Source organism: Mesorhizobium sp. M7A.F.Ca.US.010.02.1.1, from assembly GCF_004023085.1.
Lineage (GTDB): Bacteria > Pseudomonadota > Alphaproteobacteria > Rhizobiales > Rhizobiaceae > Mesorhizobium.
The window spans coordinates 142,571-167,314 of the sequence record NZ_RZRV01000011.1 but is presented as its reverse complement, the minus strand read 5'-3'; the positions used below and the strand labels follow the sequence as shown (position 1 = coordinate 167,314).

General features: G+C 62.2%; 26 protein-coding genes and 1 tRNA gene. 12 read left to right on the top strand and 15 right to left on the bottom strand.

Going from position 1 to position 24,744, the window contains the following annotated elements:
• Positions 1-13: 13 nt before the first annotated feature.
• Genes EOA19_RS14890 through EOA19_RS14880 form a run of 3 tightly spaced genes read right to left on the bottom strand, consistent with a single transcriptional unit; the run spans position 14 to position 1,962 of the window.
• On the bottom strand, positions 14-781 hold the full coding sequence (locus EOA19_RS14890) for an alpha/beta hydrolase (RefSeq protein WP_164892932.1): 768 nt from the start codon (positions 779-781) through the stop codon (positions 14-16).
• A 20-nt stretch (positions 782-801) separates the two neighbouring features.
• Positions 802-1,362 carry a DUF192 domain-containing protein gene (locus EOA19_RS14885; protein ID WP_128304030.1) on the bottom strand — a complete coding sequence of 187 codons (561 nt, stop codon included), beginning with the start codon at positions 1,360-1,362 and terminating at the stop codon, positions 802-804.
• Between the two features lie 24 nt (positions 1,363-1,386).
• The gene (locus EOA19_RS14880) at positions 1,387-1,962 is read right to left on the bottom strand and encodes a cold-shock protein (RefSeq protein WP_348629753.1); all 576 of its coding nucleotides are present in this window, start codon (positions 1,960-1,962) and stop codon (positions 1,387-1,389) included.
• Between the two features lie 238 nt (positions 1,963-2,200).
• Between EOA19_RS14880 and gloA the strand changes: the two genes are divergently transcribed.
• Together gloA and EOA19_RS14870 are read left to right on the top strand one after the other, a co-directional pair.
• Positions 2,201-2,641, top strand: coding sequence for a lactoylglutathione lyase (gloA, locus tag EOA19_RS14875; protein ID WP_127291474.1), 441 nt, complete (start codon positions 2,201-2,203; stop codon positions 2,639-2,641).
• Positions 2,642-2,787: 146 nt separating this feature from the next.
• On the top strand, positions 2,788-3,078 hold the full coding sequence (locus tag EOA19_RS14870; RefSeq protein WP_023812160.1) for a DUF2218 domain-containing protein: 291 nt from the start codon (positions 2,788-2,790) through the stop codon (positions 3,076-3,078).
• A gap of 8 nt (positions 3,079-3,086) precedes the next feature.
• On the opposite strand, the gene EOA19_RS14865 is transcribed toward EOA19_RS14870, so the two are convergent.
• Positions 3,087-3,647, bottom strand: a complete 561-nt coding sequence (locus EOA19_RS14865; protein WP_128304029.1) for a DUF1697 domain-containing protein — start codon at positions 3,645-3,647, stop codon at positions 3,087-3,089.
• A gap of 15 nt (positions 3,648-3,662) precedes the next feature.
• On the bottom strand, positions 3,663-4,919 hold the full coding sequence (gene ilvA, locus EOA19_RS14860; RefSeq protein WP_128304028.1) for a threonine ammonia-lyase IlvA: 1,257 nt from the start codon (positions 4,917-4,919) through the stop codon (positions 3,663-3,665).
• A 465-nt stretch (positions 4,920-5,384) separates the two neighbouring features.
• Here ilvA and EOA19_RS14855 point away from each other — a divergent pair, with 465 nt between their 5' ends.
• Both EOA19_RS14855 and EOA19_RS14850 read left to right on the top strand, forming a co-directional pair.
• Positions 5,385-6,458 (top strand): alpha/beta hydrolase, encoded by a 1,074-nt coding sequence (locus EOA19_RS14855; RefSeq protein WP_128304027.1) that lies wholly within the window; start codon positions 5,385-5,387, stop codon positions 6,456-6,458.
• Positions 6,459-6,601: 143 nt separating this feature from the next.
• A complete protein-coding gene (locus EOA19_RS14850) occupies positions 6,602-7,765 on the top strand; it encodes an alpha/beta hydrolase (protein ID WP_128304026.1) in 1,164 nt (387 codons plus the stop codon).
• A gap of 24 nt (positions 7,766-7,789) precedes the next feature.
• On the opposite strand, the gene ade is transcribed toward EOA19_RS14850, so the two are convergent.
• Entirely contained in the window at positions 7,790-9,598 is a 1,809-nt protein-coding gene (gene ade / locus EOA19_RS14845) for an adenine deaminase (RefSeq protein ID WP_128304025.1), read from the bottom strand.
• Between the two features lie 147 nt (positions 9,599-9,745).
• Between ade and EOA19_RS14840 the strand changes: the two genes are divergently transcribed.
• The 3 genes from EOA19_RS14840 to EOA19_RS14830 all read left to right on the top strand — a co-directional run bounded on the left by EOA19_RS14840 (position 9,746) and on the right by EOA19_RS14830 (position 11,726).
• On the top strand, positions 9,746-10,597 hold the full coding sequence (locus EOA19_RS14840) for an alpha/beta hydrolase (protein ID WP_128304024.1): 852 nt from the start codon (positions 9,746-9,748) through the stop codon (positions 10,595-10,597).
• A 93-nt stretch (positions 10,598-10,690) separates the two neighbouring features.
• Positions 10,691-11,356, top strand: coding sequence for an outer membrane protein (locus EOA19_RS14835; protein WP_128304023.1), 666 nt, complete (start codon positions 10,691-10,693; stop codon positions 11,354-11,356).
• A 284-nt stretch (positions 11,357-11,640) separates the two neighbouring features.
• Positions 11,641-11,726: transfer RNA gene (locus tag EOA19_RS14830), tRNA-Leu, on the top strand.
• Positions 11,727-11,966: 240 nt separating this feature from the next.
• Here EOA19_RS14830 and EOA19_RS14825 read toward each other — a convergent pair.
• Genes EOA19_RS14825 through EOA19_RS14815 form a run of 3 tightly spaced genes read right to left on the bottom strand, consistent with a single transcriptional unit; the run spans position 11,967 to position 15,141 of the window.
• Positions 11,967-13,415 (bottom strand): aromatic amino acid lyase, encoded by a 1,449-nt coding sequence (locus tag EOA19_RS14825; protein ID WP_023812169.1) that lies wholly within the window; start codon positions 13,413-13,415, stop codon positions 11,967-11,969.
• Positions 13,416-13,441: 26 nt separating this feature from the next.
• Complete coding sequence (locus EOA19_RS14820) at positions 13,442-14,026, bottom strand: GDYXXLXY domain-containing protein (protein WP_128304022.1); 585 nt, start codon at positions 14,024-14,026, stop codon at positions 13,442-13,444.
• The gene (locus EOA19_RS14815) at positions 14,023-15,141 is read right to left on the bottom strand and encodes a DUF2157 domain-containing protein (RefSeq protein WP_128304021.1); all 1,119 of its coding nucleotides are present in this window, start codon (positions 15,139-15,141) and stop codon (positions 14,023-14,025) included. The genes EOA19_RS14820 and EOA19_RS14815 overlap by 4 nt, the downstream gene beginning before the upstream one ends.
• 237 nt (positions 15,142-15,378) lie before the next feature.
• On the opposite strand from EOA19_RS14815, the gene EOA19_RS14810 reads away from it, so the two are divergent.
• The 5 genes from EOA19_RS14810 to EOA19_RS14790 all read left to right on the top strand — a co-directional run bounded on the left by EOA19_RS14810 (position 15,379) and on the right by EOA19_RS14790 (position 18,199).
• Positions 15,379-15,519, top strand: coding sequence for a DUF1127 domain-containing protein (locus EOA19_RS14810; protein ID WP_013531315.1), 141 nt, complete (start codon positions 15,379-15,381; stop codon positions 15,517-15,519).
• A gap of 49 nt (positions 15,520-15,568) precedes the next feature.
• Complete coding sequence (locus tag EOA19_RS14805; protein WP_013531314.1) at positions 15,569-15,709, top strand: DUF1127 domain-containing protein; 141 nt, start codon at positions 15,569-15,571, stop codon at positions 15,707-15,709.
• Between the two features lie 391 nt (positions 15,710-16,100).
• On the top strand, positions 16,101-17,519 hold the full coding sequence (gene trmFO, locus EOA19_RS14800; RefSeq protein WP_128304020.1) for a methylenetetrahydrofolate--tRNA-(uracil(54)-C(5))-methyltransferase (FADH(2)-oxidizing) TrmFO: 1,419 nt from the start codon (positions 16,101-16,103) through the stop codon (positions 17,517-17,519).
• A gap of 73 nt (positions 17,520-17,592) precedes the next feature.
• Positions 17,593-17,883 (top strand): type II toxin-antitoxin system ParD family antitoxin, encoded by a 291-nt coding sequence (locus EOA19_RS14795; RefSeq protein ID WP_128304019.1) that lies wholly within the window; start codon positions 17,593-17,595, stop codon positions 17,881-17,883.
• Positions 17,867-18,199, top strand: coding sequence for a type II toxin-antitoxin system RelE/ParE family toxin (locus EOA19_RS14790; protein WP_128304048.1), 333 nt, complete (start codon positions 17,867-17,869; stop codon positions 18,197-18,199). Before EOA19_RS14795 ends, EOA19_RS14790 begins: the two co-directional genes overlap by 17 nt.
• A gap of 8 nt (positions 18,200-18,207) precedes the next feature.
• Here EOA19_RS14790 and EOA19_RS14785 read toward each other — a convergent pair whose 3' ends face one another.
• The 6 genes from EOA19_RS14785 to EOA19_RS14760 all read right to left on the bottom strand — a co-directional run bounded on the left by EOA19_RS14785 (position 18,208) and on the right by EOA19_RS14760 (position 24,733).
• Complete coding sequence (locus EOA19_RS14785) at positions 18,208-19,158, bottom strand: sterol desaturase family protein (RefSeq protein ID WP_206638039.1); 951 nt, start codon at positions 19,156-19,158, stop codon at positions 18,208-18,210.
• Positions 19,158-19,532, bottom strand: coding sequence for a hypothetical protein (locus EOA19_RS14780; protein WP_348629836.1), 375 nt, complete (start codon positions 19,530-19,532; stop codon positions 19,158-19,160). Before EOA19_RS14780 ends, EOA19_RS14785 begins: the two co-directional genes overlap by 1 nt.
• Positions 19,533-19,668: 136 nt before the next feature.
• Positions 19,669-20,511: a phytoene/squalene synthase family protein gene (locus EOA19_RS14775; RefSeq protein ID WP_164892931.1), complete on the bottom strand. Its 843-nt coding sequence runs from the start codon at positions 20,509-20,511 to the stop codon at positions 19,669-19,671.
• Between the two features lies 1 nt (position 20,512).
• Positions 20,513-20,905 carry an Mth938-like domain-containing protein gene (locus EOA19_RS14770; RefSeq protein WP_023812175.1) on the bottom strand — a complete coding sequence of 131 codons (393 nt, stop codon included), beginning with the start codon at positions 20,903-20,905 and terminating at the stop codon, positions 20,513-20,515.
• 28 nt (positions 20,906-20,933) lie between these two features.
• Entirely contained in the window at positions 20,934-23,483 is a 2,550-nt protein-coding gene (secDF, locus tag EOA19_RS14765; RefSeq protein WP_128304016.1) for a protein translocase subunit SecDF, read from the bottom strand.
• 125 nt (positions 23,484-23,608) lie between these two features.
• Positions 23,609-24,733: a hypothetical protein gene (locus EOA19_RS14760; RefSeq protein ID WP_128304015.1), complete on the bottom strand. Its 1,125-nt coding sequence runs from the start codon at positions 24,731-24,733 to the stop codon at positions 23,609-23,611.
• Between the last annotated feature and the right edge of the window lie 11 nt (positions 24,734-24,744).

Genomic DNA, 24,744 nt, shown 5'->3' with positions numbered 1-24,744 from the left:
CCTCGCCGTCCGCTCAGAGCGGATTCTCGGCATAGAACTCCAGCACGCGCTGCTTGAAGGTCTTGTCCCCGACGGCCAGCATATGATCCCGGCCCTCGATGTGAAAGGCGCTGGCGTTCGGCATCAACGCTGCAAGCTCGTCGGGCGAGCCGCCAATGTCGTCGGTGGTTCCGACGGCGACAAGCGTCGGCTGGGCGATGCGCGCGATATCCTGCTCGCTCAGCAATTCGCGCGATTTGGCGATGCAAGCGGCCAAGGCACGGCGATCGCTGCGGGTCTGGTCGGCGAAGGCGCGAAACGACCGGCCGCGCGGATGGCTGGTGGCGGCCGGATCATCGGCAAGCAGGGCGGCGGCGATCGGATCCCAATCGCCGACACCGTCGACCATGCCGATGCCGAGACCGCCGAAGACCAGCGTCGCCACCTTGTCCGGATCGGACAGCGCCATGAACGCCGCGATGCGGGCGCCCATCGAATAACCCATGACATGAGCGCGCCCGATGCCGAGATGGCCGAGCAAGGCAGCGGCATCGGAGGCCATCTTGACCGGCGTATAGTCGGCTTCGTCATAGCTCTTGGACGACGCGCCGTGGCCGCGATTGTCGAAGGCGATGGCGCGGTAACCGGCATCGTTCAGCGTCTTGAACCAGCCGGGCGACACCCAGTTGACATAATGGCTCGAAGCGAAGCCATGGATCATGAGCACCGGATCGCCTTCGCCCGATGCCGGCTGGCGGTCGAGGAAGGCAAGCTCGAAGCCGTCATGGGTGAAAAACTGCATCTGCGATCCCGCCTGTGTGCTCAACCGCCACCGCCATTCGGCGCATCGCCATTGTCGGCTGGTGGCATGCCGGGGCCGGATACCGTGCCCACGGCCGGGTGGCGCAAAAGGTCGTCATACTCGATGCCGTTCCTGGCGGCAGTGCCGGCCTTGAGCTCGAGCACGAAGCGCACCGGCACGCCGGGCGAGATGACGGCGTCCGATTGCGGCTCGCCGTGCTTGACCGCCCGGATCTTGCCATCCTGGCCGACGAAAATCAGATCAAGCGGCATTGGCGTGTTGTGCATCCAGAAGCCAACCTGCTGCTGGACCTCGAAGACGAACAGCATGCCGTGGTTGTCCGCCATGTCCTGGCGGTACATCAAGCCGGCCTCGCGCTCCGCAGCGGTGTCGGCGACTTCGATGGAAAAAGAGCGATCACCGCCTTTCGTCACCACGACCAATGGCGCCGGATCGGCCGGAAGGATCATCGCCCGGCTGTCCGCCGAGGTCGGCTTTTCGGAATAGAAGTAACCACCGGCGGCGGCGATGAAGGCAATCGCGCACATCGCGCCCGCGGTCAGCCAGTTCCTGTAAGCCATTCGAAATCCTCGGCCGGAAACGCCCTAGTGCGAGACCGGCAAGGTCCCCATATCGGGGTGAATTTCGGCGGCCATAAGGCCTTTGTCGCCGCGCCCGAAACGAACCAGCACGACCTGTCCGGGCCGAAGCTCGGTGATACCGTAACGGCGCAAGGTCTCCATATGGACGAAGATGTCCTCGGTGCCCTCGCCGCGGGTGAGAAAACCAAACCCCTTGGTGCGGTTGAACCATTTCACCAAGGCGCGTTCGAGACCGCTCTCCGGCGTCACCGCGACATGGGTGCGCTGCTCCTGCATCTCGGCCGGGTGGACCGCGGTGGTGAGGTCCATGGAGAGCACCCGGAAGGCCTGCAATCCGCGGTCGCCATGTTTGACAAGGCAGACCACGCGCGCGCCCTCCAGGGCCGTCTGAAAGCCGTCCTTTCGAAGACATGTCACATGGAGGAGGATGTCGCCCGAAATGCCGTCATCCGGGAGGATGAAACCATAGCCCTTGGCCACATCGAACCACTTGATGGCGCCGGCAATTTCTCGCAGGTCGGCGGCGTCGCCGCCTTCGTCACGCTGCGGGGCGTCGCCAAGGGGTCCGTCCCGCCCCATGAAAGAGGCCTTTTCCCCCATAAGAATGCCCCCTCTTTTCAAGAACACCGCAACTGATTCTTGCCAACAGATTAACACTGCGGCTTCCGGTCTGTGCAAGACCTGCCGTGCCTTTTTTCACGGTTCATTTGGGCAATACCGGATTTGTTCTTTGCCGGCATTGCGCACCGCCGCACGATTGCCCTTTGACAGGGCCGACCCTATGTTGCGCCGCAACGCAATTTATCAAGGAAATCACATGCGCTATCTGCACACCATGATCCGCGTCACCGACGTCGATGCCTCGCTCGACTTCTACTGCAACAAGCTCGGCCTCAAGGAAGTGCGCCGCTACGAAAACGAGCAAGGCCGCTTCACGCTGATCTTCCTCGCGGCCTCCGAAGACGAACAAAGCGCCATCGCCGACAAGGCGCCGCTGGTCGAACTGACCTACAATTGGGACCCGGAAGACTACAAGGGCGGGCGCAATTTCGGTCACCTCGCCTATGAGGTCGACGACATCTACGCCACCTGCCAGCACCTGATGGACAATGGCGTCATCATCAACCGGCCGCCGCGCGACGGCAACATGGCCTTCGTCAGATCGCCGGACGGCATTTCGATCGAGCTTCTGCAGAAAGGCCCGGCCAAGGCCAAGGCCGAACCATGGGCTTCGATGGCGAACACCGGAAGCTGGTAGCCGATCACGCTGTCTTGAGCGGACAATGGCAGTCTGACGGCCCGGTACTGTTTGGTTTTTCAGGGACGGCGCCTATCTCTCTGGCTGAGGCGCCAGGCTTGGGCCGGTGCCCCGGCCACGCAACAGGCGCTTGCCCAGGAGAATTCATGCCGACCAGCCATGCCGACGTCGCCACCGAACATGCCAGCCGCTACCTGCAGCAGCTGTGCAAGCACTGGGCGCACAAATTCCCGGTCGAGTTCGATCTCACCCACGGCATCATCGATCTCTCAATGGGCCGTACCGTCATGGATGCCGATGCGGCAACGCTTCATATCACGGTGTCGACTGACGAAGCAGGATCGATCGAGCGCCTGGAAAGCGTTGTCGCCGATCACATCAAGCGCTTTGCTTTCCGCGAAGAGCTGACCTTCGACTGGAAACCCACCTCCGCCTAGGCAGTGACCTACTTCTCACCGGCGTGTGCGGCCATCTCCAGCAACGCCTGCACGGAGCGCCAATTGCGCGCGGTTCCCGGCACTTTCAGCGTGCGCGGGATCAGCCCGGCAAACACCGATTTGCCCAGCCCGTCCGGTGCGCTGAGGTAGAGCACATCGCCCTTGATCTCGAAGCGTTCGGGGCCGGTATACTTTTCGGTCAGCCGCGCCACCTCGTCCGCTGTCGGCTCGCGCTCCAGCACATAGGCGTGCAGCTTCGTGTGGTCCGCGGCAATTTCCGGATAGGGATTTTCGCTCACCAGCCGCTCGAACCACGAGAGATCACGCACCATGATGCGCGAATAAAAACCCCATTTCTTCTCGAAGGCTGCTTCGATCTGTTTCGTCAACGTGACCGCTTCGCCCTCTTTCGCCCGGAACACGGCATTGCCGCTCTGCACATAGGTGGCGACATCGGAGAAGCCGAGCCCCTCGAAGAACGACCGCAGCTCCGCCATCTTGACGATGCGATTGCCGCCGACATTGATGCCGGAAAACAGCGCGACGAAGATTTTTCCCGGCTCAATCATTTGATCTCCGATCGCTCATATGATGAACCCGGCCAGTGTCTCGTTGTCGGTGATGTCCTGATACTGGACGCCCTCGGCCTCGAACTTCGCCTTGAGCAGATCGAAATTGCGGCGGTCCCTGGTTTCGATGCCGATCAGCACCGAACCGAAATTGCGCGCCGATTTCTTCAGATATTCGAAACGGGCGATGTCGTCGTCGGGCCCGAGCAGTTCGAGGAAGTCGCGCAGCGCGCCGGGCCGTTGCGGAAAACGGATGATGAAGTATTTCTTCAGGCCCTCGAAGCGCAGCGCCCGTTCCTTGACGTCCGGCAGCCGCTCGAAATCGAAATTGCCGCCCGAAACCACGGCGACGATGGTCTTGCCCCTGATCTCCTTCTTGGAGAAATCCTTGAGCGCATCGATCGCCAGCGCGCCGGCCGGCTCCAGCACGACGCCTTCGACATTGAGCATCTCGATCATGGTGGCGCAGAGCCGGTTTTCCGGGATCAGTCGCACCGTGTCAGCTGGAAAATCCTTGAGATGACGCAACGGCTCGCGGCCGATCTCGGCCACCGCGGCGCCATCGACGAAATTGTCGACCTTGGCGAGTTTGAGCCGTTTTCCCGCCGCGAGGCTCTCGCGCAGGCTCGGCGCGCCGGCCGGTTCGCAGAAGACGAAGCGCGCTTCCCGGCCCTGATCGGCGAAATAATGGGTGACACCGGCGGCAAGCCCACCGCCGCCAACCGGCAGCATGATGATGTCAGGCATGCGGGCGCCCGGCATCTGGTCTGCGATCTCGTAGGCGACGGTTGCCTGGCCCTCGATGATGTCCTTGTGATCGAAGGGTGGCACCATATGGGCGCCGGAACTGCCAGTGAATTCCAAGGCAGCGCGATAGCAGTCGTCGAAGAAATCGCCGACCAGTCTGATCTCGATGAAATCGCCGCCGAACAGCCTGGTCTTGTCGATCTTCTGCTGCGGCGTCGTCACCGGCATGAACACAACGCCTCGCCTGCCGAAATGGCGGCAGACGAAAGCAAAACCCTGCGCGTGGTTGCCGGCCGACGCGCAGACGAACAGTTCAGCCTCGTTGCCGGCCGCCAGTGTCTTGCGGAAGAAATTGAAGGCGCCGCGGATCTTGTAGGAGCGGACCGGCGACAGATCCTCGCGCTTCAACAGCACCCGCGCACCGGTCTTTTTCGACAGATAATCGTTTTCCTGCAGCGGCGTTTCACGGAAGATCTGGCGGATCGCGGCGGCAGCGGCAGCAACACGGGAAGAGAAACTGTTCATCGGAAACCACCCTTGGGAAAGCCGCCTTGCGCTGCACGCTGTCCGCGGACCTCTATCATTGATCGGGTCGCGCACGTCGGTTGTTGAGCGCCCGGACAAGGTGCGGCGCGAGCCCGCGTATTGCATATCCGGCTACGCGGCGCCATCGTCCATCATGTGCGTCCTTCCGGGCGGAAATTTTGCGGAATACTTTCAGCTACTTGCGGGTGCATTCTAATGCCCCCTCGCACCGGGCGGCTTGAAATCGCTATCTCTGCGGGAATTGGAAGGCCGGCGGCGACGGCGCTTATTGCGCGGATCACGCAGGCGTTTTCCGCCATTTTGGCTTTCGCGCAACACTGCGATGCCCGCAGCGGGGCGCCGATCACATTTCGACTGGACATGACTTAGTTCTGCCGCACTCTGCCTGTCCGGGAGGTATCGTGAGGATAGACAGGCCTTTCGGCCGGAGTTGGAAATTCAGGCGTGCCTTTGAAGAAGATTTTTACCGTTGTCCTGGCCTTGTTCGTCTCCGGCTGCGCCGGCCAGCAAACACAGGAATTGCTGGGCAGCGCCATGGTGTCCGCGCCGGTGACGGAGATTGCCGGCAACCACTCGATCTTCATCGCCACGACGCGCAAGAAATCCGACGATCCCAACAAGGTTTTCGACGGCGAACGCTCGGCGACGCTGAACTATGCCCGCGTCAACGTCACCGTTCCGGGGCTTCACAAGACCGGCCAGATCGAGCGCCGCTCGCGCGGCAAGTCGGACGACCCGGCCAAATATTTCATGGCTTCCGAGGTCGTCGGCTACGACACGCAGCCGAAATTCTCCAGCGTGCTCAACGCCGACATCGCGGCGCGTGGCGGCCGCGTCATGGTCTTCGTGCATGGCTACAACACCGGCTTCGATGCCGCCGTCTATCGCCTGACCCAGATCGTCCATGATTCCGGCTATCCCGGCACGCCCGTGCTGTTTTCCTGGGCATCGGGCGCCAGGACCACCGACTACGTCTATGACAAGGAAAGCGCCAGCGCTGCCCGCGACCAGTTGGAGGTGACGCTCAGGATGCTGGAGCAGTCCGGCGCGCGGCGCATCGACATCGTCGCGCATTCGCTCGGAACCTGGGTCACCATGGAAACGCTGCGGCAGATGGCCATCACCGGCGACCGCGATCTCGGCGGCAAGCTCGGCGACGTGGTGCTGGCCTCGCCCGACATCGATGTCGACGTGTTCAAGAGCCAGATGCGGCGCTATGGCAAGCCCGACAAGCCGTTCATCCTGCTGTTGTCGGACGACGACCGCGCGCTGCGGCTCTCCGGCCTGATCGCCGGATCCCGGCCGCGCGTCGGCGACTACAAGGATGCCGCCGATCTCGCCTCCTATGGCGTGACGGTCGTCGACCTGTCCAAGGTCAAGGGATCGGACAGCTTCAACCATACGAAGTTCGCCGACAATCCGACGCTGGTGAAGATGATCGGCCAGCGGCTGCGCGAGGATGACGGCTTTGCCAGCGACCGTGACGTGACCGATCGTATCGGCCTGCTTGGACAATAGATGCGGTCCCGCGGTTTTCGCCGTGCCTGTTCACCACTGCGGATGTATCGATTCACTTTGAACTGGACCGCGCCGGTCTCCGGCCTTATCGGAATAGCCAGCGACGTCATGCGTTTGACGTCCCCCTTTGCGGGAGCCGGCGTATGACCATGCGTTCGAAGAGTTATCTCGTCGTTGCATTGACGCTCGCTGTCACCGGCTGCGCCGGCGGGAAAACGCACGACCTGCTCAACAAGACGACGGTCACGGTGCCCGCTTCCGACATCGCGGCCACGCATGAGATCTTCGTCGCCACGACACGCCAGAGGGCAACAAAAGACCCGCGACAGGTGTTCGATGGCGATCGCTCGCTGACCACCAGCTTTGCCCGTGTCGACGTCACCGTCCCGAAAAACCATCAGGTCGGCGCCATCGAGCGGGCCAAGGGATCCGCGAACAGCAATCCGGCCAAGGATTTCACCGCCAAGGACGTCACCTTCTATGAAAGCGCGCCGCAATTCGCCAAGGCGGTCGGCGCCGACATTTCCATGCGCGGCGACCGTGCGCTGGTTTTCGTGCACGGCTTCAACAACGGTTTTGACGACGGCATCTACCGGCTGACGCAGATCGCCCACGACACGAAATATCCCGGCACGCCGGTGCTGTTCTCGTGGGCTTCGAGCGGCAAGACCACGGGTTACATATACGACAAAGAAAGCGCCAACGCAGCGCGCGACGACCTCGAGGCGACGCTCAGGATGCTGGCCAAGACCAAGGTCAAGAGCATCGACATCATCGCCCATTCGATGGGGACCTGGGTGACCATGGAGGCTCTGCGCCAGCTTGCCATCACCGGCGATCGAGATCTCGACGACAAACTCGGCTACGTCATCCTGGCCTCGCCCGACATCGATGTCGACGTGTTCAAGAAACAGATGATCCGTTACGGCAAACCCGACAAGCCATTCGCCATCCTGCTCTCGGCGGATGACCGGGCTCTCAAGCTGTCCTCCCTGATCTCGGGCGATAAGCCGCGCGTCGGCGATTACGGCGATGCGGCCGACCTCGCCAGCTATGGCGTGTCGGTGGTCGACCTTTCCCAGGCCAAGGGCGGTGACCGCCTCAACCACGCCAAATTCGCCGACAACCCGATGCTGGTGCAACTGCTCGGCGACCGGCTGCGGGCGCCTGCCGGTCTTGCCTCGGACGAGCCCGTCCCGACTCAGCTCAACAATCTCGGCCAGGGCCTCGGAAAGGCCGTCGGCTCGGTCGCCGAGATCGTCATCACCACGCCGTTCAAGGTGCTCACCATCGCCACCGGCGGGTGAACGGCCGAGCGCCGACGGCTGATCTCAAACAAACAGATCGACTTTCTGGAACGTCGTCACGTCGATCAGGCCGACATCGGAAATCCTGAGTTCGGGAATGACGACCAGCGCCAGCAGCGAGTGCTGCATGTAGGCGTTGTTCAGCGAACAGCCCATCTTGCGCATCGCCTCGGTGAGCTTCTCCGCCTTGGCCGCGACGATCTCGGCCCGCTCGTCCGACATCAGGCCGGCGATCGGCATTTCGACCAGCGCCAATTCCTTGCCCTTGGAGAACAGCACGACGCCGCCGCCGACCTCGCCCAGGCGGTTTACCGCCAGCGCCATGTCCTGCTTGTTGGTGCCGACGCAGATGATGTGATGGGCGTCATGCGCGACGCTGGACGCCATGGCGCAGTCGCCCATATAGCCGAAGCCGGAAACGAAGGCGTTGGTGACGCCGCCCGTGCCCCGGTGGCGCTCGACCAGCGCGATCTGGCAGATGTCGTTGCGGCGGTCCATGGCGACCAGCCCGTCCTCGACCGCCAGATCGGCCTCCAGCGCGCGCGTCGGCGCCTGGTTCTCGATGACGCCGATAACACGCACCCGCACCTCGTTGGCGCCTTTGGGAGCAACGATATCGAAGTCGCCGCCCTTCAGCTTCTTGCCGAGCTTGACGGTGTTCTTCGCCGTCTTCGGGTAATCATAGGCCGGAATATCGATTTCGAGCTTGCCGCCCTTGGCCAGCCTGACGCCGCGTGCATAGACCTCGTCGATGGTCATTGCGGCGAGATCCGATACGATCAGCAGGTCGGCCAGCCGGCCCGGCGCGATCGAGCCGATCTCGCGCTCCAGTTTGAAATGCTGGGCGGTGTTGAGCGTCGCCATCTGAATCGCCGTCACCGGCTTCAACCCCTGTTGGATGGCGTGGCGCACCACGCGGTCCATATGGCCTTCCTGGACCAGCGTGCCGGAATGGCTGTCGTCGGTGCACAGGATGAAGTTGCGCGGGTCGATGCCGCTCTCCGTCACCGCCTTGATCTGCGAGGCGACGTCGTACCAGGCCGAGCCCAGCCGCAGCATCGCCTTCATGCCTTGGCGCACCCGGGCAATGGCGTCCTCGGCGCGTGTGCCCTCATGGTCGTCCTCGGGGCCGCCGGCGACATAGCCATGGAACGGCAGGCCGAGATCGCGCGAGGCATAGTGGCCGCCGACCGTCTTGCCTGCATGAACCGTCGCCGCGATCTCGCCCGACATGACAGGATCATTGGCGGCGACACCGGGAAAATTCATCACTTCGCCCAGGCCGATAATGTTTTCCCAGGTCATCGCCTCCTCGACATCGGCGACCGTCAGCTCGGCGCCGGCATGTTCCAGCCCCGGCGCCGAAGGCACGCAGGACGGCATCTGCACATGCACGTTGATGGGCATGGCGACCGCTTCGTCATGCATCAGCCGCACGCCGGGCAGACCCAGAACATTGGCGATCTCGTGCGGGTCGATGAACATCGAGGTGGTGCCGTGCGGAATGACGGCACGGCAGAACTCGGTCACCGTCACCATGCCGCTTTCGACATGCATGTGCGCGTCGCAGAGACCGGGCACCAGATAGCGCCCGCCGGCGTCGACCACCGTGGTGCCCTGCCCGATGGCATGGCTGGCATTGGGCCCGCAATAAGCGAAGCGCCCGCCGGCAATGGCGATGTCGGTGCCGGCGATGATCTCGCCCGAATGGACGTTCACCCAACGGCCGTTGCGGACGACCAGGTCAGCGGGTTTGCGCCCCATGGCGACATCGACCAGATGTGTCGCCATCTCGGTCCACGGTCTGGGTTTTGCGGGCGTTGCTTTCGTCATTGGCGATTCCTTCGGTTGTCGCCAGTCTCGCAAATGTCGGCGGGCGCCGCCAGAGCCGTCGGGCCAACACACCGCGGCAGACTGAGCTTGTTGACTAATCTGGCCAAAGCGCGATGCTGGCTACGGACCGAGCCGTAAGGGGAAAACATGACCCGTTTTTGCAAAGTGTTCGCCATCGTCATCTTGTTCGCCGCCTCGAGCGCTTTTGCCGCCGCCGAGGAACGTTGGCAGACCTTGCCGGAGCCTGCGGCCATGCCCAAACCCGATCAGAGCGGATATGCGCCGGTGAACGGCATCCAGATGTACTACGCCGTTTTCGGCGCGGGCGACCCGGTGCTCCTCATTCACGGCGGCCTCGGCCACGCCGACATCTGGGCCAGCCAGGTGGCCACGCTTTCCAAGACGCACAAGGTGATCGTCGCCGACAGCCGTGGCCACGGCCGCTCCACCCGCACCGAGCAGCCCTATGGCTATGACTTGATGGCGTCGGACTATCTGGCGCTGCTCGATTACCTGAAGATCGACAAGATCGCGCTCGTCGGCTGGAGCGACGGCGGCATCATCGGTATCGACATCGCGCTGCATCATCCGGAGCGGCTGACAAGGCTGTTTGCGCAAGCCGCCAACGTAACCACCGACGGCGTCGATCCGGGCGTGATGACCAACAAGACCTTTGCCGCCTACATCGACCGCTCCGGCCGCGACTACAAGAAGATGTCGAAAACACCGGACCAGTATGACGCCTTCGTGGCGCAGATGAGCCATATGTGGGAGACCGAGCCGGCGTGGACCAAGGAGCAGCTCGCTGAGATAACCACGCCGACGGCGATCGTTGCCGGCGACCATGACGAAGCGATCAAGCGCGAACACACCGAATATATCGCCTCCGCCATCCCGGGCGCGAAGCTGATTATCCTGCCCAACGCCAGTCATTTCGCCATGCTGCAAGCGCCGGATGAATATAACCAGGCTGTGCTGGACTTCATCGACGACAAATAGAGGATTCTGTGCGGCGACAGGGGGATTGCGATTGCGGCGAATGCGGTTATCCTTCTGGCGAGGATCTTTCTGAATCGTCATTTGGGGAGTTCGATGCGTCGACTGATAGTCGCAAGTGCCGGTTTTCTCGCCGTTCTGGCCGTGCCGGCTTTTGCAGCCGACCCAACGGTCGACGTGCCTATGACCGCGCCCGGCTTCGACTGGACCGGCTACTACGCTGGTCTGCAGGCCGGCTATGGCTGGGGCCAATCCGATATATCGGTGACAGAAGGCGCGCCGTTTTCCATCGCGCCCGACATTGACGGCGGTTTTGTCGGCGGCCATGTCGCAGGCCTGTGGCAGTTCAACCAGGCGGTGCTCGGCGCCGAGGCGGACCTCAACTATTCCTCGGTCGGCGGCACGACGGTATCGGCGCTGGGAAGCACATTCGGCACCGACATCAAGTGGTTCGGGTCGGTCAACGCCAAGGCCGGCTACGCCATGGATCGCCTGCTGGTCTACGGCATTGGCGGCGTCGCCTTTGCCGGCATCGAAACATCGCAAGTCGCGGGTCCGGCGTTCGCCAGCACGCGCACGAATGTCGGCTGGACCGTGGGTGCCGGCGTCGACTACGCGTTGACCGACAAGTTCGTCGTCGGCGCACAGTATCGCTACTATGATTTCGGCTCCGAGCACTACGACGTGGCGGAACCCTTCAACGATCGCGATCAGAACGTGAAGCTCAACACGGTAGGCATCAATTTGAGCTACAAGTTCTGAGCAGGGCCACAATCGCGACGCTGCCGGACCAGGCAACCACTCAAAGGGCTCTTTCATGGAAGGGTGGCCGACGCTCCCAGTGGGCGGGGGGAATGGGTTGGGCCTGAGAGGCGCCGGCCTTGGCAGATCAAATCCACCACACAGGCATCCTACCACTACCCGCCGCGCCGATAATTCCGTGATCGCGCCAGTATCATCAAGCCGCCCCGTCTGTTTGCACGTTCGGCGAACGCTCAACAACACGACTTGACGGCCTGTGTCAGGCGTCTGAAAAGGGCTGGCCTGCGGACGTGGCGGAATTGGTAGACGCAAGGGACTTAAAATCCCTCGATCTCTGATCGTACGGGTTCGATTCCCGTCGTCCGCACCAGCCTTCGCTCTTCGAGCTTGGGGTGGCGGGCCACCTGAAGCTCGTTAGTGCATGTCGCCCAAAGTGACCTCGGTTTTGGGAGAGCGACATGCACAAAGACAAAGACCTGAAGCGGGTCGCCTGAAGGCGCGACACCGCTTAGACAAAGGAGCGTCCTCCGAAGCCTTGGCCAAGGAGGACCGGTTCGAATTTCATCCGTTCAGGCGCACCAATTTCACCAGCCAGGGCTTGTTGGCATCTCTACGCCTCGAACACTTTCTGTGTGAACCATTCCGCCAGCCTGGCAAGCTCAGGCCCCAGCACACGATCGGCACCGACAGGCGGCACGATAGCTCTGATTTGATCGACGAAGGAGCGCAGTGCCGGCGGCGGCGTCCGTTCGGTGACGTGCAGCGCCTGCGAGGCGATCATCGCCAGCATCGCCATGGCGGCATCGACGCAGCGGCCGGCGGTCGCTTCCTTGGTCCATGCGAAGAATGCCGTCGTGGCGACGTCGTCCTGCCCCGCACCGGCCGATTCCGTGCCCGGAATGAAGGTACGTTGCGCCGCCAGCTTGGCCTGCTCGAGATAGCCGGTGATCGCCATCGGCACGTAGCCGACATTGCCGTGGCCATCGCTGTCGGCCGAGTGTCGTCCGGTCATCAGAAGATCGGGCAGCAGCGACACCTTGCCGTTGAGCAGCTTGGAGGCGTGGCGATCACAAAGCAGGCAGATGTCGGCCCATATCGCCGCCAGATCATCCAGCGCCGGCGTCGCCATGGCGTTGTGATAGCCGCCGGTCGAGATGCAGCGGCCGAGCGGATGTGCATCTTCGGGCGGGATATAGACCGGATTGTCCGATATAGAGGCCAGCGACACATTGGCTGCCCGCTCGGCCGACGACAGCGCACGATGCGCCTGGCCGAGGACGCGCGGCACGATGCGGTAGCTGACCGGCGCCTGATAATTGCGTCGCCCATCGCCGGCGCCAACCAGAAATTCCCGCAAACCCTGCAGGGCCGCGGCCTCATGCTCATCACCCCAGAGCGTATCGAGGGCGGCGTCATAGTGTTCGAGCGGGGCGCGAAACGCCTCGATCGACAGCGCGAACACTTTTTGCGCCATGCGGATCCGGCGGCGCGCCGCGAGCGCCGCGTCCGCTACGAGGGCTGCAGCGCAGGGCGAGCCGTTGATCAGCGAGCCGCGTTCCTTGACCTCGAGATCGAAGCGCGTCGAAAGCTCGGCAAACAGCGGATAGAGCGCCAGGATTTCGCCGGCGCCGCCCTGGCCCGAGGCCGGCACTGTTGGCATCGGCCCACCATTGAGCATTGCGGCCACGGCAAGCGCGATGCGTGGCGAGGTGGCGGCGTTGCCCTCGATGAAGTTCGTCAGGCGGGCAAGCACGATCGCCCTGACCACGCGATCCGGCAAGGGATCGCCGAACGAGGTGGCGGCGGCAAACGCCTTGATGCGCGCATGGCGATCCCGCTCGTCGAGTTCGAGCTTGCGGCTCGCCAGCTCTCCCATGGCGGTGGTGACGCCATAGATGACCGGTGGCGGATCGGATTCAATCAGCCTGAGAAACGAGGCGCGGCATTCGGCGATGCGCTGCAAGGCCTTCTCGTCGATGTCCACCGTGTCCTTCTTCCAGGCGACGCGGAAAACAGTGTCGAGGTTGATGTCCTCACGCGTCGACAGGCTAACTGGCATGTTTCACACCACTGCAAATAAGGGACTTAGTAGAGTGGTTCCTCGAACAGCGTCTTGTCGCCGTCCACCAGCGCCTTGATCTGCGCGGTGCCGTCGCCGGCGAGCGCAAGACGGATGCCGAATGGCCGCACCCGCATGTCGTTCTGGATCGCCATCCCCTCGCCTTCCGGCAGATAGAAGCGTTCGATGCCATAGTCCGGCGCGATGGTCATCCCTTCGCCGCGAAGATCCCAGCCCTCGGCGATGTGGCCTAAAATATCGGCCTCGTCCGCAGCGGCCGGCTTCGGCGCCTTGCCGAACCAGGCTGTCGTCGGCTGCCAATAGCCGTCGGAGCCCTTCTTCAGGCGCACGACAATCGAGGTGTCGTCGCTGGAAAACTTGTCGGGCGGAATGTTGGCGATCATTTTCACCGGTATGCGCGAAATATCGTAGCCCAGGATAATATAATCGCCGCGCAGGAGGTCGCGCGGATCGACAGGTTCGATCTTCAGCAAGACTTCCTTGCCGTTGCGCAGGATGGCCGCGCGACCGGCGATGATCCAGCTCAGGAAGCCGATTTGAACGAGCGCCAGCACCAGTGCCGAGATGACAAGCCTTTTCCCGGTGATCATGCCGTGGCTCCTTTGGCATCTGGGCCCTTCATGCGTTTTTCCACGCGGATGATGACGATCGCAAGGATGCCGAGCAGCACCGCGGCGGCAAGGAAGAAGCCGGCTGTATCGAGCATCGATTGCAAGGTCACCACATAGATGATGGCGAGTTCGAAGGCGAAGCCGGCATAGGCAAGCCAGCGCAGCCCACGGCTCTCCCGTCCTGCCAGCACGATTGCGGCGACAATGCCGGCAAGCGCGATCACCGAAGCGAGGGCAAAACCGCTTTCGTAGGTGCTTTCATCGGCCAGTTCGAACTGGATCATTGCGAGGCCGGTGAGGAAGCCGAGCAATGCGTGCAAGGGCAAGCGGCCGCCGAGCTGCACGACCCGGTCGACCGGATCCGGCGCGAAGACCGAGGCCGCGAACAGCAGCGCCGAGACGACGACCAGCGGGATCGCCACCTGCAGCGTGTCGTGGTTGGTGACCAGCAGCACAAGATAGAACAGAACCGACAGGGTGATCAGGTGGCGCGCCGCCTGGCTGCGGGTCCAGAACGAGACGGCAAACAGCACGATCGCCATGATCAAGAAGGCATGCGGAAATTCGCTGCGGCTGTAGTAGTCGAAGCCTTTCAGGAACAGCCAGGCATCGGCGATGCCGACCGAAGCCATGGTCAACGGGTTCGAACGCATCGCCACTGCCGCCAGCGCCGTGCCGGCGCCCCAGGTGACCAGAGCCGAGGCCTCGTCGCCCGAGAGATGATACATCTGGCCGACCAGTGCGATCGAGCCGCCGAAAGCCGCAGCCGCCACGATCCAGAGCGCTTCCCCGATGGCCGCATGGTCGCGGGTCTTCAGCACCGCGCCGCCGACATAGCCGCCGAGGATGACGGCAAACAGTGCCGCCACGCGTGCCAGGCGCGGGATGGCGTCCCAGTTGGCGGCGACGAAAATCAGGATGGCGGCGCCGAACAGCAAAGCGGCCATCATTGCCAGGATAGAGCCGAAGCTGATCGACTCGCGCGCGTTGGCCTCGACATTGCGCGAAAGCGAATCGGCTGTGGCGGCGTCAATCAGCCCGGCCTGCAGCCAACGCGCGATATCCGCCCTGACTCGCGACGAATACCCCGCCATGCTGTGTCTCCCCCACGTTTGGTCTTTTTTTCAGCCGATCCGGTCAAATCGTTGACGCGGCGGCATTTTCCGATTCGGGTTTCTTTGTGTCAGGTCCGTGAACGCCCGTTAATGCTGCATTGCACAATTTGCATTGCTGCCATGCAGCCATAGCGCTTTTAAATCGATATGGGTCCGCCTATTTATAGTTCGTACACAAACGGAATGATCCGCAAGAAAGACGAAACGAGAACTACCATGAACCTGATCCGCAACTACCGCAACTGGCGCCGCTACAGGGACACCGTGTCCGAGCTGAGCCGCCTGAGCAACCGTGAACTGACCGACCTCGGCATCAGCCGCAGCGACATTCCTTACGTCGCTCGCAAGGCGGTCTAATTCTTCGGACCGCGAATGGTCCGAACCAGTTTTGAAAAAGAGAACGACAATGAACCTGATCCGCAACTATCGTAACTGGCGCGTTTATCGCGAGACGGTTACCGAGCTGGGTCGCCTTTCCAACCGCCAGCTGCATGATCTCGGTATCGTCCGCGACGAAATCAAGATCATCGCCCGCCAGGCGATCTAGACAGAATTTCGGCAGGGTCGACCTCCTCCCCGACCTTGACGAATACGGTCACCCCTTACCTCCTCCCAAGGGTTGACCACAAAAACGGCGCCCGCCGCACCTCCTCCCGCGGCGGGCGCTGTTTCCCCGGGGCAGATCAAATTTGCCCCAAAGGGTTTCGCCCCTTTCAAAATTAGCGAAAGAGATTTCGTCAAAGCCGACCTCCTCCCCGGCAATGACGAATAGGTCCGACCTTCACCTCCTCCCGAGGGTCGACCCCAAAAACGACACCCGCCGGACCTCCTCCCCCGGCGGGTGTTGTTGTTTTCAGGGGCGCTCCGATCAGCAGCTGTTTGCTCCGCACCGCGCACGGCAATTGCAATCGCCGCACCAAGCGATTATTCCGGCGTTCATGAGCAAAAACCCAATCCACATCATCGGCGGCGGCCTCGCCGGTTCCGAAGCCGCATGGCAGGCAGCCGAGGCCGGCGGGCCCGTCATCCTGCATGAAATGCGGCCCGTTCGCGGCACCGATGCGCACAAGACCGACAGCCTGGCCGAGTTGGTCTGTTCGAACTCCTTCCGCTCCGACGACGCCGACAACAATGCCGTCGGCCTGTTGCATGCCGAAATGCGGCTGGCCGGCTCGCTGATCATGAGCGCCGGCGACGCCAACCAGGTGCCTGCTGGCGGCGCGCTCGCCGTCGACCGCGACGGATTTGCCGACGCGGTGACGAAAAGGCTTGAAGCGCACCCGCTGATATCAATCCAGCGCGAGGAAGTGCCGGGCCTGCCGCCGGCGGATTGGGACCAGGCGATCATCGCCACGGGTCCATTGACCGCGCCCTCACTTGCCCAGTCGATCGCGGAAGCGACCGGCGCCGATGCGCTAGCCTTCTTCGACGCCATCGCGCCGATCGTCCACTTCGACACGATCGACATGGACATTTGCTGGTTCCAGTCGCGCTACGACAAGGTCGGGCCCGGCGGCACCGGTAAGGACTACATCAACTGCCCGATGGACAAGGACCAGTACCTTGCCTTCGTTCAGGCGCTGGTCGACGGCCAGAAAACCGAATTCAAGCAATGGGAAGGCACGCCCTATTTCGACGGCTGCCTGCCGATTGAGATCATGGCCGAACGCGGCGTCGAGACGCTCCGTTACGGCCCCATGAAGCCGATGGGGCTGACCAATGCACACAATCCGACGGTGAAGGCCTATGCCGTCGTCCAGCTGCGGCAGGACAATGCGCTGGGCACGCTCTATAACATGGTCGGCTTCCAGACCAAGCTGAAGCACGCCGAGCAGGTGCGCGTGTTCCGCACCATACCGGGTCTCGAAAACGCCGATTTCGCCCGCCTCGGCGGCCTGCACCGCAACACCTACATCAACTCGCCGACCTTGCTCGACGCTTCGCTGCAGCTGAAGTCGCGCCCCGGCCTGCGTTTTGCCGGCCAGATCACCGGCTGCGAGGGCTATGTCGAGAGTGCCGCGATCGGCCTGCTCGCCGGCCGTTTCGCCGCCGCGGAAAGGCTCGGCCATGCGCCGTCGCTGCCGCCGCTGACCACGGCCTTCGGCGCGCTGCTCAACCACATCACAGGCGGCCACATCGTTTCGGATGACGAGCCGGGAAAGCGCTCTTTCCAGCCGATGAACGTCAATTTCGGCCTGTTCCCGCCTGTGGAAGCGCCGAAGACCGAGGGCAAGCGCATGCGCGGCAAGGACAAGACCGTCGCCAAGCGGCATGCCATCACATCGCGCGCACGCGCCGATTGCCGGCAATGGCTGGGATTGGCGGCGCAAACGGAAACGGCCGAAGCTGCAGAGTAGCCAGCTTCCTCTCTGATTGGACCATAGGCGTCAAGTAGGATACTATCTCACTTCTTGCCTAAGAGAGACAGCCATGGAATCCGCCGAGAAACTATCGGTCACCGTCACGCCCGCAATGGCGCGCATGATCCGCGAAAAGGTCGAAGATGGCTCCTTCGGATCGGCCAGCGAAGTCATCCGTGCAGCCCTTCGCGCCTTCCAGCGCGAAGAGGAAGAGCATGCCGAGCGCATGGCGTCGATCAGAGCCCGGGTGAAGGCGTCGATCGAGGATACAAGGCCGGGCCATTCGGGAGAAGAGGTTCGCACTCACCTCCGGGGACTCTTCGCCCAGTATTCGAGCCGTGCCGATGATTCGGCGGCTTGAGGTCGAGTATCGTGAAGATGCCAGAAATGATCTGGCCAACATTTTCAGACATATAGTCGAAGCCAATGGAAGTCCTGACGTCGCGCTGAAGTTCGTTCTGCGCATCGAAGACCGGTGCCAGAGCATCGGCAACGCGCCTCGCGGCGGTCGTTCCCGCGACGACATCCTGCCAGGATTGCGAACAGTTCCGTTCGAGCACTCTGCAGTCATCGCTTACATCATCGACGATAACTTCGTCCGCATCGTCAACATCTTCCATGGCGGTCGCGACTATGAAACGCTGATGCGCGAGGGCGGGTCGAGCGAACCATCCTGAGGCGATGGTTATTCGGCTGGCTCGACACCAGCCGCCGGCAACCCCGGCTTGCCCGCCTCATCAGGATTTCGCCTGACATAGGCAGCTTTCAATGTCTCGGAAGTTTCGCGCGAGCCGTCATGGCTCCAGCCCGGCGGCTTGATCAGATAGTTCAGGCGGTCGCTCAACGTCAGACCGGGCGCAAAGGCATCCCTGAACATGCCGATCCATTCATGGAACGCCACTTTCAGCGGATTGAAGGTGCCGAGATTCCTGACGATGCCGTAGCGCGGCCGGTCTTCTTCCAGTTCTCCGACGAAGGTGCCGAACACGCGATCCCAGATGATCAGCGTGCCGGCATAGTTGGCGTCGAGGTAGCGCGGATTGGTGGCGTGATGGACGCGGTGGTGTGACGGCGTGTTGAAGACGAACTCGAACCAGCTCCACATCTTGCCGATCGTCTCGGTGTGGATCCAGAACTGCCAGACAAGGTTGAAGCCGAAGGTGAAGGCAATCACCGCCGGGTGGAAGCCGAGCAGCACCAGCGGCGCCTGCAAAACGAACATGAAGGTGAACAGACCGGTCCAGCTTTGCCTGAGCGCCGTCGACAGATTGTAGTGCTGGCTGGAATGGTGGTTTACGTGTTCGGCCCACACCCAGCGCACCCGGTGCGCGATGCGATGATAGACGTAGTAGCGCAGATCATCGAGCAGGAAGGCGGCCAGGAACACCCAGACCGACAGGCCGAGATTGAAGACGCGGAATTGCCACAGCCACAGCAGTGCCCAGTAGGACACGACGCCAAGCAGCAGCCCGGCAACGACATTGCCGGTGCCCATCATCAGGCTGGTCAAGGTGTCGCGCGTCTCGAACGAATCCCTGGCGCGGCCGGTGCGCACCAACCAAAGCTCGATCAGGATCGCGACCACGAAGAACGGGATGGCCAGTTGGGTGACTTGCGGGAAATTGTAGCTGTCCATCACGCGGCCTGCCCAGTGGAATTTGAACCTTGCGGCTCAAGCGCTTTCAGCACGCCCTGTGCATCCGTTGAGCTGGCAAAGCGGAAGCGGCCGCCCTTCCAGGTGAAATCGGCGAGCCGCAGCGAAACCGTGTTCGCATCTCCGGCGTTCAAAACCGCGACATTCTGAGGCGAGACGATGCGGGTCAAAAAGCGATCGCCGATGCTGTGAACGATGCCGATGCGCCCTCGCCCGATATCCAGAAACGCCGTCTTGGCATCCGCTGTCAGGCGGACCACCGTCGCGATCTCGTCGGGAAAATCCTCAGTGAATCGGCTCACTGCGCGATCGACACTGCTGAGCGTCGCCGTCTTGCTGCCGCCGGTGAAATGCACCGCCGCAACCGACAGCGCGATGCCGAAGGTAACGATCGCTACCAATATGGGTAAGCTCATTCATCTCCTCCGGGCCGGCCTGTTGTCTTCAGCAACAGTTTGGCGCGGGGACGTCTTAACATGATTGACGTTTACGTCAAAGCGCAGGCCAGCCCTTGCTCGCGCGACGCAGCAGCAGCCAATGCCGGCGCAAGGCCGACAGCCGCGCCACGCCTTCGAGCGGCGAACCATTCTCCATCTTGCCGAGATAGGCACGTGACAGGGCGAGCGGCAGGAATGCCGGACGCAGCGATACAGGCAGAGCCGGAGCGCCTCGCTCGAAGGCGGAAAGATGTTCCCGTGCCAGCGCCATCATCGCCGCCACCGCGCGTTTGGCGCCGGGTCCGCCATCACCGGCAACGAACTCCTGCGGCGAAGAGCCGGCCGCTGCAAGGATATCGGCCGGGACAAAACACTGTCCGCGCCGGCGATGCAGCGGCAACAGCAGCAGCAGGCCGGTCATCGCCTGCGCACAGCCTGCCCTGCCCGCCAGATCGGCAAAGCGCGGCGCCTCGACGGGATCGAGCACCATCGCCGCAAGCTGGATGAGTGCTGCGGCCGTCTCGCCGCAATAGCCTTCCAGATCGGTGCGCGACGGCATCGGGTCGTCGTAGAGGTCGAAGATGCGCGCATCGAGCATGTTCTCGAAGGCCGGCTCCGGAAGGCCGAACGTCGCTATCGTGGCGTTCAAGGCTTCGGCAACGGGATGGCCGGCGCCGGCCTCGCCGCCGGCGGCAATGACATCGCGCCACCACTGCAGCCGCACTTCGCCCGGCAGCGCTTCATGGATGCGATCGCGAATGCCTGCGATCTCGGCATTGAAGGCATAGAGCGAAAACAGCGCGTCGCGCTTGTCCGCCGTTGCATAGAGCGCGGTCAGATAGCGGTCATGGTCGGTGGCGCGCACCGCGTCCATGACGATTTCAGCGCTTCGAGACATGTCAATCGACGGCAATGAGCGCTGCGGCCACCGCGCGCTCTTCCGCCAGAAGGACATTGTAGGTCCGCACCGCGGCCCCCGTCGACATCGGGTCGGATGCAATGCCGGCGGCCTTCAGCGCGGCCCGCAATGCGGCGGGCAATGGCCTGAGATCCCTGCCCATGCCGACCAGCAGGATTTCGACCTTGTCGGCCTCAGCCAGCAGCCTGTCGAAATCCGCCACCGTCAGCGCCAGGGGATCAGCCGGTTCCCAACCATGGATGCCGGATGGCAGGCACATGAGCGAACCACGGTGCGACATGTCGGCAAAGCGGAACCCGCCATTGCCGTAGGCTTCGATCGGCGCGCGGCCCGGAAAATGCGCCTCGCGGATGACGATGCCTTTGCTGGTCATCGTTCTGTCATCCCTTCGGGGCGGCGCGTCAGGTCGCGACCGCCTTGCCGCCATTGACCGGCTTCTCCTCGTCGGCAGTTGCCTGCGGCCGCAACTTGAACAGGATCAGCAGCGGTGCGGCGATAAAGATCGAGGAATAGGTGCCGAAGACGACGCCGAACAGCATGGCCATGGTGAACGAGCGGATCACCTCGCCGCCGAACAGCACCAGCGCCAGCAGCGCCAGGATCGTCGTCACCGATGTCAGTGTCGTCCTCGACAGAGTCTCGTTGATGGCGTTGTTCAACAGTTGCGGCAGCGGCATCCGCTTGTATTTTCGCAGATCCTCGCGAACACGGTCATAGACCACGATCGTGTCATTCAGCGAATAGCCGATGATGGTCAGGATCGCCGCCAGTGACGACTGGTTGAACTCCAGCCCGGTGATGACGAAGAAGCCAAGTGTCATGACCACATCGTGCACCGTCGCCACGATGGCGCCGACCGCGAACTGCCATTCGAAGCGGAACCAGACATAGACCAGGATGCCGAGCAGCGCGATCAGCATGGCGATGGTGCCTTGCTTGGCGAGTTCTCCGGAGACTGTCGGTCCCACCACTTCCACGCGGCGGAAGTCATAATTGTCCTGCAGTTCGCCGCGCACCTTGTCGATGACGGTCTGCTCGGCATTCTCGCCGCCATCCTGCGTGCCGACGCGGATCAACACGTCGTTGGGCGTACCGAACTGCTGGACCTGGACTTCGCCGATGTTGAGCTCGGTCAGGCGCGAGCGGAGGTCGGCGAGGTCGGCATTGCCGCTCTTGGCCTGTACCTCGATCAGCGAACCGCCCTTGAAATCGATGCCGTAATTGATGCCGACGGTCATGAACATCACCACCGAGAGGATCGACAGTGCGCTTGACAGCGTGAACGTCCAGCGACGGATGCCCATGAACGGAATTTTCGTGCCGGGCGGAACGAAGGTCACCGGCGCGCGCGGCAGTTCCTTCGGGCGAGCCCGGCGCAGCCAGATCGAGACCAGCAGCCGGGTGAAGGTGAAAGCGGTGAACACGGTCGTCAGGATGCCGATGGCATAAGTGATGGCAAAGCCCTTCACCGGCCCGGTACCGAGATAGAACAGCACCACGGTGGCGATCAGCGAAGTGATGTTGGAATCGACGATGGTCGCCAGCGCCTTGGTGAAACCGGTATCGATCGCCTGGATCACGGAGCGGCCGGCGCGTCGCTCCTCGCGGATTCGTTCGTAGATCAGCACGTTGGAATCGACCGCCATGCCGATGGTCAGCACGATACCGGCGATACCAGGCAAGGTCAGCGTCGCGCCAAGCAACGAGAGCACGCCGACGATCATCGCCACGTGCACCGCCAGCGCGATGTTGGCCAGGAAGCCGAGGAAGCCGTAGGCGACGAACATGAAGGCGACGACGAGGATAGAACCGATGATGCCGGCGACCTTGCCGGCATGGATCGAATCCTGGCCAAGGCCCGGACCCACCGTGCGTTCTTCGATGACCGTAAGCGTTGCGGGCAACGCACCGGCGCGCAGCAGCACCGCAAGGTCGTTGGCGCTCTGGGCGGTGAAGTTGCCGGATATCTGGCCGGTGCCGCCGAGGATCGGCTCGCGGATCTGCGGCGCCGAAATCACCTGGTTGTCGAGGATGATGGCGAACAGCTTGCCGACATTCTGCGCAGTGGCCTGGCCGAAGCGCGCCGCCCCTTTCGAATCAAAGCGGAACGACACCACCGGCTCGTTGTTCTGCGAATTGTATGTCGCCTGTGCGTCAACGAGGTTTTCGCCCGAGACGATGACGCGATTTTCGATCAGATACGGAACCGGCGGATCGTCCTGCGAGTACAGCACCGACGAGCCGGCTGGCGGACGGCCGTTGAGGGCATCCTGCACCGGCATCGACTGGTCGACCATCTGGAAGGTCAGCTTGGCGGTCTGGCCGAGGATTTCCTTCAGCCTTTGCGGGTCCTGAAGACCCGGCACCTGGACAAGGATACGGTCGTCGCCCTGTCGCTGCACGATAGGTTCGGTCGTGCCGAGTTCGTTGACGCGGCGCTCGACCACCTCGATCGACTGCGTCAGCGCCGTCGATGTGCGATATTTGATGCCGGCGTCGGTGACGTTGAACTTGAGCAGGCCGGGCTCGGAATCATCGAGCGTCATTTCCTGGATGGAGCCGCCGGTGAACAGGCCGGCAGCGACCGGATCGGTCAGCGTCTTCAGCGCCGTCTTGGCGGCATCGATCTGGGCGGGATCGGTGATACGGACCTGCAAGACACGTCCGGTGCCGGCGAGGCCGGTGTAGCCGATCTTGGCGTCACGCAGCAGCGTGCGGATTTCGTCGCGCGTCGTCTCCAACCGGTCCTTGATCAGATCGTTCTGATTCATCTCCAGCAGGATGTGCGAGCCGCCCTGCAGATCGAGGCCGAGCGTCATCTGCCGCTTCGGCACCCAGTCGGGAAGCTTGGCCAAAGTGCTTGCGGGGATGAGATTGGGCGCGGCGAGGATCACCGTGATGGCCACGGCCACCCAGATCAGGATCATCTTGAAGCGCGAAAAATACAGCATATGGCGTCGTCCGTCAGAGCGTGTCCGCGGATCGCTCCGCCTAAAATTCGGTTATTTCTTGGCATTCTGGTTCGCCACCGGCTCACCATTCATCCGCGCATCTGTGGTTGTCGAGCACAAGGCGGTCACTTTGGTGCTGCCATCGGACTTTCTTCAACTATTGTCAATCGTGCGGGTAAGCGGCCATTGCGTAATAGCACGGCGAGATCGTTAGCGTCCTCGACAGTGAAATTGCCCGATATCTGGCCGATGCCGTCAAGGATGGGCTCGCGGATTACCGGTACTGAAACCACCCGACCGTCCAGCACGACTGCAAACGAACTGCCGACATTCTGCGAGGTCTCCCGGCTTAGCCGTGCGGTTCCTTTTGAATCGACCCGAAACAGGACAATCGGCTTGTGACTTTGCGGGCTGTAGGCCGGCTTCGCATTGATCAGGTTGTCATCCGAAACGATGACACGGTTCTCGATCAGGTAGGGGACCGGCGGATCGTCGTGTGAATAAAGCATGCTGGACGAATTGGGCAGCGGCCCATTAAGCGCGTCTTTCACCGGCATCGATCCATCAATCATCTGGACAGTCAGCTTGGCGGCACGAACAAGGATATTACTTAGCCTATGCGAATCCTTGAGGCCCGACACTTGGACCATAATCCGATCATCGCCTTGCTGCCGCACGATCGGCTCCGAAATGCCCGATTCAACCCTCCTGAAGTCATGGATGCGATGCTTGATGACCTCCACTGACTGCTTCAAAGCCGCGGACGTTAGGTATTTGATGCCGGCGCCCGTGATGACGAATTTGAGCAAGACTGGTCCGGACTCATCCAGCACCAGCTCCTGGACTGCGTCATCATCGGCAGACGGATCGGTCAGTGTCTTTAGCGTTACTTTGGCCAAAACAAGCTGAGCGGCATCCGAAATGTGTACCTGAACCGCGCGACCCGATACAGCCAGACCGGTATAGCCGATGTGAGCGGAACGCAGCAGTGAGCGGATTTCGTCTTGGGTCGTCTCCAGCCTGCCTTTGATCAATTCGTCCAGATCCAGGCCGAATACGAAGCGCGAAATGCCCTTTTGATCGAGGCCAATCGCCGTCTGGATTTTTGGTGCCCAATAAGGCTGCTTCGCGAGCGGACTTGCCGCGAAAAGGATGGACACATCAAGCACTGCTGTAATGACCGCAGCCACACAGATCAGAACTATCCTGAAGCGCGAAGAAGGCGGCAAATGGCGTCCTCCGTCAGGCATGCTGGCGGATC